A 6,836-nucleotide genomic window follows, 5' to 3' on the forward strand; every position below is an offset into this window, starting at 1 on the left:
GATATTAAATAACCTGCTCAGGCTCTGCAGATTCTCTGTCGATGGCCTCGACGTTCCTGCTTCCCATCCAGATATGGCCTGCCTGGACACAAACAGCCTTTCGGCCAGTTCTAACTGTGTTAGTCCCTGCTTCTTCCTTAATTCTTTTAGCTTTTGAGACAGTTCCACTCTTTTACCTCCAAATTAAACAAATGCCCATCAAATGTAAACCGCACACGGTTTACATTTAGGCAAGTATTGCTTGCCTTCCGCATTTTTTCACACAGATTCTATCAAAGATACTCCACAAGTCCTTTACGCAAAGCATCATTAATAGACTCAGTCAGATTCTTTCCTTCCTCCAGCGCCATCCTACGCAGCGCTTTATCAATGTCCCGATCCAGATAATAGGCCCGCTGCACCCGGTCACTATTTTTCTTTGTATTTTTCTCTTCAGCAACAGCAGCATTCTCGCTTTGGCGTCCTGCTCCGATGATAGACTTAAACGCAGCCTCCCGGTCAAACTTTGCTTTCTCTGCCATTATTCATTTACCCCTTTCAAAAATTCGTCAATAAACGCTTTATAGTCTTCTGCCACCGTAGACTTGTTGGCATAGTCAAAAATATCCTGGCTGTTCGCCTGGGCCTCCTCCACCACTACAGCAGATCGAATGTATGTCTTGTAGATCGGCGCAGAAATGTATTCGCCAAGCTGCTCCGCCAGTTCCTTCATCTGCCGGCTGATATTCGCCCGCGGATTAAATCTCGTAAACAAAATTCCACGCACTTTGACAGCCGGATTGCAATACTTCTGAACGCTGGTAACGGTCTCGTTTAGTTGGGAGATCCCGGCGGTCGCAAAAATTCCTGCCGTTGTCGGAATCAGAATATCGGTGGCACAGGTAAAGGCGTTCACCGTCAGCACGCCCAGGGAAGGCGGTGTGTCAATCACGATAAAGTCATAGTCACCGGCCACCGGCGCCACGGCCTCCTTCAGCCGGTGTTCCTTGCCGGTCTGGGAGAGTTCCTGCTCTGCGCCAGCCAGCATAATATTAGCCGGTACAACATCATAGCCGCCCTTCGTGTGCTGAATGGCGTCCTGGATGCTGGCCGCCCGCTTCATAACCTCATAAATCGTCTGGACATTATAGTTCTCTGCTCCGCAGGCCGTAGAAAAATTTCCCTGCGGATCGAGGTCAATCCCCAGAACTCTGTACCCCTTTACTGCCAGTCCTGCAGCCAGTGCCTGGGACGTGGTTGTTTTGCCGACACCGCCCTTTTGATTAGCTACTGCAATAATCATATACTCACGCTCCTATTTTTATAGTTTCATATTTTTGTAGATAACTATATTTTATAGTTTACTATATTTGTAGATATGTAGCAATATAGAAAAGCGGAAGAACACGTTTTTCTTCCGCTTTTTCATTACTGCCAAGACATTTGAATTTTTCTGCGATTGTCCGCACAATCCCTCAAATAGAGATTGATAAGGGTCTGATACGGGATTCCATCTGCTGCCGCCATAGACTTAAAATAATCTATTGTGCTGCCATCAATGTTAATAGTGATCTGCTTTTTCAAGCGACTTGCATAGGGATTTTTTCTCGGGTTCAGTTCCCTGATATTATATTCATCTCTCATAAAATCACCTCAAATTCCATCAAGGTAAGTCCTCTGCTCAGTTCTGGTTGCTCTTCTTGCCGAAATAATACGAATAACATTTTCATGGTCACGGTAGCAATGGCTCACGATACAAATTTGTTCTGCCTTGGTTTCACCGATAATAAGAAATCTCTCTTCATCATCAGAGTGATCCGGATCATCAAACAGAATGGCGAACTCGTCGTAAAAAACCTCCTTTGCCGTTTCGAAGGATAAGCCATGCTTCTTTTTGTTAGTTTCGTTTTTATTTGGGTCCCATTCAAATTTTAGCGTTTCCATAATTATATTATACATACATTGTAAGTATTGTCAACTGTACCGTTTATCCCTCGGCCCTTGCTGCAGATCTTGCATTATCCCATCATAATATTTTGCCACTGTTCCACGGTCAATCTGAAGGTCTCTGGCAATCTCTGTCTTCTTTTTTACATCCGGGTGAGAACGCATATACTCAAAAATTATCCCACGTTTGCTCGGTTGACCATTTTTGTTTCTCCAGTCTTTATTTCCATTTATTTCATCACGTACAAAATTCATCAACTTTACATGATCTGCTCGCTTTCTCCAGTTTCTTTTGTTTACTGGCATTGAAAGCCCGGAAATCTTTGCAATATCATCTCTTGGAAACGTCACATAATCCTCGTTAAACATCTCCAGGGCGCACACAACATCATCTTTTGTAAAACGGTTAATGTCCTCAACACTCATATCATCGTATCGCTGAAGCAAACCAAAGGCGTCCTCCCGCAATTCCTCCTCGTCTATGTCACACTTCTTTGCATAGATGGCTAAAGTCATAATGCCGTAAAAGCGATGTCCTACCTTGATTTCATCCGAAATGCGATGCAGCCACCAATCATAGAGATCCCGCTTCACCGTCCAACGGCCCCGGCGCTCCTTCTTCACAATCCTGCGTTCATACCAGTCAGGGTACTTCGCCTTCGCCTCGGCCAGCGACAAGCGGCTCTTTCTCATGAGTGCCTGTATACGCTGCTGTTCCCCATTACTGTCTGGGATATAGTCAAGCAGCTTCTCCAGCTCCACCGCATCACCAAACCGAAACGCTACCACAGGATAATCACGTCCTAACTTAGATCCAGAACCAACCACACGAAATCCCTGTAAAATTCCCTGCATCTGCGGCTCCCGAATAGACGAAGTAAATCTATTCCAAATCTGCCTGGTAAGAGCATACTTCAGTTCCTTCAATGTTTTTTGATTCTGCGGGTACATAGGAACCGGCTCAGTCAACACATAATACAGATGCAGGCCTGTCCCGCTGTTTACGATAAAGGTAGCTTTGGGAATAATATCCTTATTCATCTGGTGCAGCGTATCACGAAGCTGCGGCATACCGACACCATCCAAATCGAAAACGATGGCATAAAGATACCTGGCATTCTTCCCGCTACGCTGCCTACCAAAATATGAAATAGGGGACATAATTGTAAAATCTGTGTCCTGGATCTCCCCCAACTCCTGCAGTTCATCTGTAATCAAATGTCTCCGAGCTCTACCGTCGCCCTCAATCTCTAATGCTACACCATTTTCACGGCTATTTTGCTTTTTAGGAACAGTCAACGCAATAGCGTTTCCTTTGGCATCTTCATAATGGCCTTTTCGCTCAAATGAGCCTTCAGGAAAGATCTCTCGATAAAACTCAAATGGATCTACCGTCTCCAGATACTGCCGGAGATGGGCGTTCTTCTCCCTGTAAAGCGCCCGCTGACGCTCCAGAGCTGCTTGCTGATCCATCGTCATAAAAACACCTCCAATCCAAAAAAGAAAAAGAAGCAAAAAGAAAAATCCGCTGCGGCGGGGTCCGCCTGCGGGCGGGAAGGGGGAAAAGGGGAGCCAAAGAGCGCCCCCTATGGGGGCTTAAAGAGAAAGTCACCTCCCCTTTTCCCCCTCGCTCCGGGGCATGGAAATGATGGAAAACCCGCTGGGTTTACCACATTCCCACACCCCTCCGCACACCCCCAATTCCCTTCCGACTTTCTCTTGTTTAAGAAAAAACCTTCTTTTTTTCTATAAGCCATAGGCTATTAGGGGGGGCATATATTATCAATGAAGTAAATCCGCATTTTTTGTTGTAAGTATAGCCTGTCCGTACTTCTTTTTCAAGTCCTTTGGACAGGCTATTTTTACAAATAATAATCTATCCGTACTTGCATAGACTACAGCAGGCGTGGTATAATGACCATAGCCAAGAAACTGGTGAGGTATTCAAGGCTATCACGCGAAAAGCAGATTCCCGGAGAGGTAGCCACTCTCCGGGAATCCTTTTGTGCTTACTTGCCCTTGCTGTGTCGATCAAGCCACTTGCAAATATAGTAGCCAACTATACTTGCTCCGATTGACACTAAAAAACTGGTGAGGTTACTCAACGCTATCACCTCCTCTCTGTTGCCAGATTGGAGAAGGGCAGCGTAGGTATATTAGCATATATGGTCAAATTTGAAAAGCCGCCAAATGGCGGCTTTTTTCATGGTCTCATGTCTTTCGGGACCTGCGGTATCGGCTTCTGATGCACCAATATGATGTCCCAAAAGCCGGTCTTCTCCCCTCGCCGTGCCTGATAGTTTGCACGCAGCTGATACCGAACAAGAACATTTTCATTTTCCATTATTTCATTATATTCAAACGGGTCACAGAACTTCGGATCTGGCTTCTCACAAATTCCAATTCTGCTTAACGCCCACTCTTTTCCATCTTCATGCTGCATTAGATCTTCATGAATCTGATATCTGGCCTGTTCTTCAGTGAAATCTACAGAATAGGGACTCTGCAGCACCGTTTCCCATAATGTGATTGTGTAATAGCCCCGACTGTTCTTTCTCTGCAATTTCTTTTCCTGCATATTCATCACAACATATCCGGTATGCTCTTTTTTCGGTTTTAGTCCTCGATCCGCATTAGCTCTTTCCCGAGAGATCCGCAGCAGGTTTTCATTTAGGTGCCGTTGATATGCTGCATCCTTCTGGGCCTGCGCCAATGCTCCCTGCATTTCTGCGATTTCCTTGACCGCCTGATCTCTCACTTGCCTGATTTGGTATGCAGCATTGTTTTTTTCTTCGTTCATTTGACGGTCAGCATTCTGACGTTCAATGCCGACCGTTCGGATTGCCTCGTCCCTCTCCCGGACAATCTTTTTATACTCGTTCAGCGTCAGAATCACGTGGGTACAATCTGGGTCCGAGCTGCCGCCAGGAACATCTTTATAACCCACTATCGTTTTCTTTACAAACTCGCTCACGGCAGCGCACCTCCTTACAGGCCCCGAATATAGTTATCCGCTACGACGCTGATTCGGTTATGCCCCAGCGCCTTGCTGCAGATCAGCATGGCAGCCTTGTCCAGCTTCTTCCCCGCTTCATCTTTTCGGCAAGTATAAACCTCGCTTTGATAACGCCGCCCGGTGCCACGGTTTACCCGGTCATAGGGAATCTCTTCGATTGCCCTGGCATGAGCCTTGTAGATCGCCGTGGCATACTCCGCACGATAACCGTGGATGTCGGCGCAATTATGAACGTGCTGCCACACCTTTTCCTCTGACGGTGTATCAGTTATCCGTTCAATGATCTGCCCTGCATTTTTGCCTATAATCGGGCTTAAACGCTCTCGTCCGCCCTTTCCGTTGCGGACATGGATAAACCACTCCTCCGGGAACAAACGTGCGTCCTGGAGCATTTCAAGGCGCTTTGTGACACTCGGTGCTCGCTGCTCCTCCGGGATTTTCTGCAGTTCGGAGATCTCCGCCTCAATTTGCGCCCTGGGCACCAGATCCTTCCCCCGCAGCTCCTGCAGCTCCTTTCGCCGCAGGCCGGTTCCCCGGCAAAACTTTATCAGTTCATCATTGTTCGTCTTGGAGAAATGCTTGTCCCGCACCCGGTCCCCCCGGCTCCGTTTAATCTCCTCACGTTTTCGCTTGGGCGGATTAAAGTAATTCTCGTCATCCGGGGAAATCCCGTATAGCTTTCCCAGCGCTTTCGCTTCAAGCTGCACCGTCCACGCTGAAAGCCCCTGATCCACTCTGGTCTGAAGCCACTCATTGGCATACTTCTTTGCACTCTTCAGCGTGGTACACTCTGGATGCTTCTCCTTGATGTACTTGATAAAATATTTGGTATGTTTCCAGTAGCTCTTATAGGTGTTGAACGCAAATATTTTATCTTTCTCTGTGCCATTGGCTACCGCTTCTTTTTTGCTCTCGCCAAAGGCCTGCATCCCGGTAAGCCGGTCATAGGCTTGCTGGTGCAGATCCTTGAAGTACGCTTTATTTCTACGCCCCATTCCGACTTCCTTTCGTGCATCTATTTTTGTATAAATCTATATTTCTATAAAACTACATAACTATTTTATTAGTTTTATAGACTTCTACATTTCTCGTTCAAGCTAAGCCGCCTCATACCAGCTCCATTCGGAGACTCGACAATCGGCAAAATACACTTTTTAACGTCTTATGTATGACGGGTTTGGGATTGCTCCCTACACTTTTTTTAATCTGCTTATGTGTGCAGCTCTGTTTTATTGAGATCTACGGCAGTTCAGATTCTGTCGGCTTCTTTGTAGAGGAAGCAGCTCTCCGGAAGATCTACAGTATTCCGGCTACTATCAGAAAGTGGATAGGAACAGATACGTTTTATTTACCGGCACGTTCAAAAGGATTACTAATACCGGGTCCATGATGCGCTTTCCAGTTCACAAAGGTTACTACGGCAAGCCCACGCATCACACAGGTGTATCGTACCTGAAGTGGCTTCTGATTAGCAAATTGCTAAACCCCCGACCGGCAGATCTGCCAGCCAAGACGCTCTGGGCCTAATTACTATTTACCCTCGCCCAGACGAGCTTCATTCTTTACTTCTGCTGCCAATCACACACCACTCGCAGCCGCCATCCATACCCCCTTTCTTTCAAGGCTTCGATCCAGCGTCTACCGCAGCCTTTCCTATCCAAGAACATCTTACCATACGTTGCGGAGGTTGTCAACATAACCATAAAATTAACCGTATAACGGTTTACCCGTTCACGCTCCTAAAGGGCACAAACGGGTAAACCGTTAGTGAAAAAAGAAGCCGAGATAACTATATAGCTATCTCGACTTCTCCTTCTCTACGAATATTGATCCTTAGATTAACCTTTCATCGCTTCCATTTCTGCAATCGTCAAATTATTACGCTCTCTAAGGA

General features: G+C 46.4%; 8 protein-coding genes. All 8 read right to left on the minus strand.

What is annotated here, in order from left to right:
- Positions 1-168, minus strand: a 168-nt coding sequence (locus H8Z83_RS20280; protein ID WP_187016362.1) for a helix-turn-helix transcriptional regulator, incomplete at its 3' end; no start/stop codon positions are given.
- Between the two features lie 104 nt (positions 169-272).
- A complete protein-coding gene (locus tag H8Z83_RS18325) occupies positions 273-521 on the minus strand; it encodes a hypothetical protein (RefSeq protein ID WP_187016363.1) in 249 nt (82 codons plus the stop codon).
- Entirely contained in the window at positions 521-1,282 is a 762-nt protein-coding gene (locus H8Z83_RS18330; protein ID WP_187016364.1) for a ParA family protein, read from the minus strand. The genes H8Z83_RS18325 and H8Z83_RS18330 overlap by 1 nt, the downstream gene beginning before the upstream one ends.
- A gap of 125 nt (positions 1,283-1,407) precedes the next feature.
- Positions 1,408-1,623 carry a BrnA antitoxin family protein gene (locus H8Z83_RS18335; protein ID WP_187016365.1) on the minus strand — a complete coding sequence of 72 codons (216 nt, stop codon included), beginning with the start codon at positions 1,621-1,623 and terminating at the stop codon, positions 1,408-1,410.
- A 9-nt stretch (positions 1,624-1,632) separates the two neighbouring features.
- Positions 1,633-1,923: a BrnT family toxin gene (locus H8Z83_RS18340; RefSeq protein WP_187016366.1), complete on the minus strand. Its 291-nt coding sequence runs from the start codon at positions 1,921-1,923 to the stop codon at positions 1,633-1,635.
- A 30-nt stretch (positions 1,924-1,953) separates the two neighbouring features.
- Positions 1,954-3,405 carry a hypothetical protein gene (locus tag H8Z83_RS18345; protein ID WP_187016367.1) on the minus strand — a complete coding sequence of 484 codons (1,452 nt, stop codon included), beginning with the start codon at positions 3,403-3,405 and terminating at the stop codon, positions 1,954-1,956.
- A gap of 724 nt (positions 3,406-4,129) precedes the next feature.
- A complete protein-coding gene (locus H8Z83_RS18350) occupies positions 4,130-4,900 on the minus strand; it encodes a hypothetical protein (protein WP_187016368.1) in 771 nt (256 codons plus the stop codon).
- Positions 4,901-4,914: 14 nt separating this feature from the next.
- Positions 4,915-5,937, minus strand: a complete 1,023-nt coding sequence (locus H8Z83_RS18355; protein WP_187016369.1) for a chorismate mutase family protein — start codon at positions 5,935-5,937, stop codon at positions 4,915-4,917.
- Between the last annotated feature and the right edge of the window lie 899 nt (positions 5,938-6,836).

The sequence above is a fragment of the Dysosmobacter segnis genome (assembly GCF_014297285.1).
Taxonomy (GTDB): Bacteria; Bacillota; Clostridia; order Oscillospirales; family Oscillospiraceae; genus Oscillibacter; species Oscillibacter segnis.

What these genes read in the sequence shown, in the direction of transcription:
- H8Z83_RS18325 (WP_187016363.1), bottom strand. Translation starts at nt 521, where the DNA reads ATGGCAGAGAAAGCAAAGTTTGACCGGGAGGCTGCGTTTAAGTCTATC.
- H8Z83_RS18330 (WP_187016364.1), bottom strand. Translation starts at nt 1,282, where the DNA reads ATGATTATTGCAGTAGCTAATCAAAAGGGCGGTGTCGGCAAAACAACC.
- H8Z83_RS18335 (WP_187016365.1), bottom strand. Translation starts at nt 1,623, where the DNA reads ATGAGAGATGAATATAATATCAGGGAACTGAACCCGAGAAAAAATCCC.
- H8Z83_RS18340 (WP_187016366.1), bottom strand. Translation starts at nt 1,923, where the DNA reads ATGGAAACGCTAAAATTTGAATGGGACCCAAATAAAAACGAAACTAAC.
- H8Z83_RS18345 (WP_187016367.1), bottom strand. Translation starts at nt 3,405, where the DNA reads ATGACGATGGATCAGCAAGCAGCTCTGGAGCGTCAGCGGGCGCTTTAC.
- H8Z83_RS18355 (WP_187016369.1), bottom strand. Translation starts at nt 5,937, where the DNA reads ATGGGGCGTAGAAATAAAGCGTACTTCAAGGATCTGCACCAGCAAGCC.